The sequence below is a fragment of the Kitasatospora sp. NPDC097691 genome (genome assembly GCF_040302665.1).
Classification (GTDB): Bacteria; Actinomycetota; Actinomycetes; order Streptomycetales; family Streptomycetaceae; genus Kitasatospora.
In genome coordinates this window covers 1-2,231 of record NZ_JBEORY010000124.1, presented here as the reverse complement: position 1 = coordinate 2,231, position 2,231 = coordinate 1, and the positions used below count along the sequence as shown (strand labels likewise).

Genomic DNA, 2,231 nt, shown 5'->3' with positions numbered 1-2,231 from the left:
GCAGGCTGTGGCTCCAGTCGGCGAGCAGGACGACCTTGAGGCGTGTCAGGTGGGGTGTGAGGTCGGCGAGTTCGGCGAGGACGGTGTCCAGGGTGGTGCCGGCCTGCAGGGCGCGGGTGGCGGAGCGGCGGATGACGGGGCCGTCGGTGGGCGAGTTCGGGAAGGGGACGGCGAGTTCGAGGACGTCCACGCCGTGGGTGTCGAGCATGTGGGCGAGGTCGGCGAGGCGTCCGGCGGGGTCGCCGGCGTTGAGGAAGACCGCGAGGCCCAGGTCGTCGGCGGGGAAGAGGGGTTCAGACACCGGCGGTCTCCCGGGGGCGGGCGCGCAGGCGTTCGGCGAGCGTGCGGGGGGCGCCGTCGGCGAGCGCGTCCAGGGCGGTGGTGTAGGCGGTGTGCCAGCGGGTGTGGCGGCCGGAGGCGACGGCGAGGGCGGCGGCGTTGAGCGCGATGGTGTGGGTGGCGGTGTCGCCGGCCTGTCCGGCGAGGGCGCGCAGGAAGTGGCCGGTGAGGTCGTCGGGGTGCGGCGCGAGGTCGGCGAGGGTGCCGGTGGCGGGGGCGACGGAGCCGGCGGGCAGGTGGGTGGCGCCGTCGGGGGTGTGGAGGGTGTTGTCGGCGAACGGCAGGAGCTCGTCGGCGCCGGCGCTGTTGTGGGCCAGCCACACGGTGCGGGTGGTGACGCGGGCGGCGAGGTCGCGCAGGGCGTCCAGCGGGGCGGCGGCGCAGGCGCCGGTGAGCTGGGCGGTGACGGGGACGGTGGCGAGCAGCGGGCCGAGGGTGTTGAGGAAGGCGCCGAAGGGTTTGAGGGTGAGCGGGTAGAGGATGCGGGCCAGGCGGGTGAGGGCCGGCGGGTAGACGTGGGGGCCGGCGAAGGCGATGCCGTGGCGGGCGAGGTGGTCGCCGGTGGCGGCGTGGCCGGAGGTGAGGGTGATGCCCAGGCGTTCGAGGAGGTCGACGGAGCCGGCGGCGCTGGTGTAGGCGCGGGAGCCGGTCTTGACGACGGGGATGCCCATGGCGGCGGCGGTCAGGGCGGCGGCGGTGGAGAGGTTGAAGGTGGCGGGTCCGCCGCCGGTGCCGACGATGTTGACGCTGTCGGGGTGGGCGGGGCCGGGGTCGGGGGCGCGTTCGGTGAGGGAGGTGGTGAGGGCGGCGAGGGTGGTGGGCTCGGGCAGGCGGGTGCTGAGGGAGGCCAGCAGGGCCGCCGCCTGGGCCCGGTCGCTGTCGCGGGCCGGGCCCAGGGTGCGCTGCTCCAGCTGGTCCCACCACGAGCGCCAGGCCTCCAGGGGTACCGGGCGGCCGGCGAGGAGTGCGGTGAGGGCCGGGTGCATGGGATCAGCCGCCCACCGTCGCGGAGGCCGCGGCGCGGCGCTCGGTGATGAAGGCGTCGATGGCGGCGACCGAGCGGAAGTTGTTCGGGTCCAGGTCGGTGTCGTCGACGGGCAGGGAGAAGTGGTCCTCGACCCAGGCGATGAGCTTGAGGACGCCGAGGCTGTCGATGACGCCGTCGGAGAGCAGGTCGTGGTCGTCGGCGAGCTGCTCGGGGGTGACGTCGGGCAGGAACTCCTCGATGAGGAAGCGCTTGATCTGGGTGATGTTGCTCATGGTGGCAACTCCCTTGCATGGGTTGAGGAATCGGAATCGGAAACGGGATACGGGCGGGTGGTTCAGGGGGCGGGCAGGACGGCCTTGCGGTCGACCTTGCCGGTGGCCGTCTTGGCGAGGGGTTCGTCGTGGATGGCGAGCTTCTCGGGGACGGCGGCGCGCGGCAGGTTGCGGGCCAGGTGCTCGCGCAGGGTGAGGGTGTTGAGGGCGGAGCCGGGGGCGCGCTGGACGGCGGCGTGCAGGCGTTTGCCGGTGAGCGGGTCGGGGGCGGCGGCGACGGCGGCTTCGCGGACCTCGGGGTGGGCGAGCAGGACGCGTTCGATCTCGGCGGTGTTGACGGCGACGCCGCGGACCTTGACCTGGAAGTCGCTGCGGCCGGTGAGGTGGACGCGGCCGTGTTCGTCGCGGGTGACGAGGTCGCCGGTGCGGAACCAGCGCCGCCCCGGGCCGGCGCCTTCGGGCTGGGTGGTGAAGCGGCCCGCGTCGCGGGAGCGGTCCAGGTAGCCGGCGGCCTGGAAGGGGGTGGAGACGTACAGTTCGCCGCTGCCGGGGCCCTGGAGGGGGGTGCCGTCGCCGGTGGCGATGAGGGTGCGCACGCCGGGCAGGGGGCGGCCGATGGGTACGGGCAGGGC

4 protein-coding genes are annotated in these 2,231 nt (G+C 74.9%); all 4 read right to left on the bottom strand.

What is annotated here, in order from left to right; translation table 11 throughout:
• On the bottom strand, positions 1-301 hold a 301-nt coding region (locus ABTY56_RS38575; RefSeq protein ID WP_350634363.1), incomplete at its 3' end, for a tryptophan synthase subunit alpha.
• On the bottom strand, positions 294-1,325 hold the full coding sequence (locus ABTY56_RS38570; RefSeq protein WP_350634362.1) for a hypothetical protein: 1,032 nt from the start codon (positions 1,323-1,325) through the stop codon (positions 294-296). The genes ABTY56_RS38575 and ABTY56_RS38570, both read right to left, overlap by 8 nt.
• 4 nt (positions 1,326-1,329) lie before the next feature.
• Positions 1,330-1,599: an acyl carrier protein gene (locus tag ABTY56_RS38565; protein WP_350519314.1), complete on the bottom strand. Its 270-nt coding sequence runs from the start codon at positions 1,597-1,599 to the stop codon at positions 1,330-1,332.
• Positions 1,600-1,661: 62 nt separating this feature from the next.
• The coding region (locus ABTY56_RS38560; RefSeq protein WP_502893277.1) for an AMP-binding enzyme at positions 1,662-2,231 on the bottom strand (570 nt) is incomplete at its 5' end.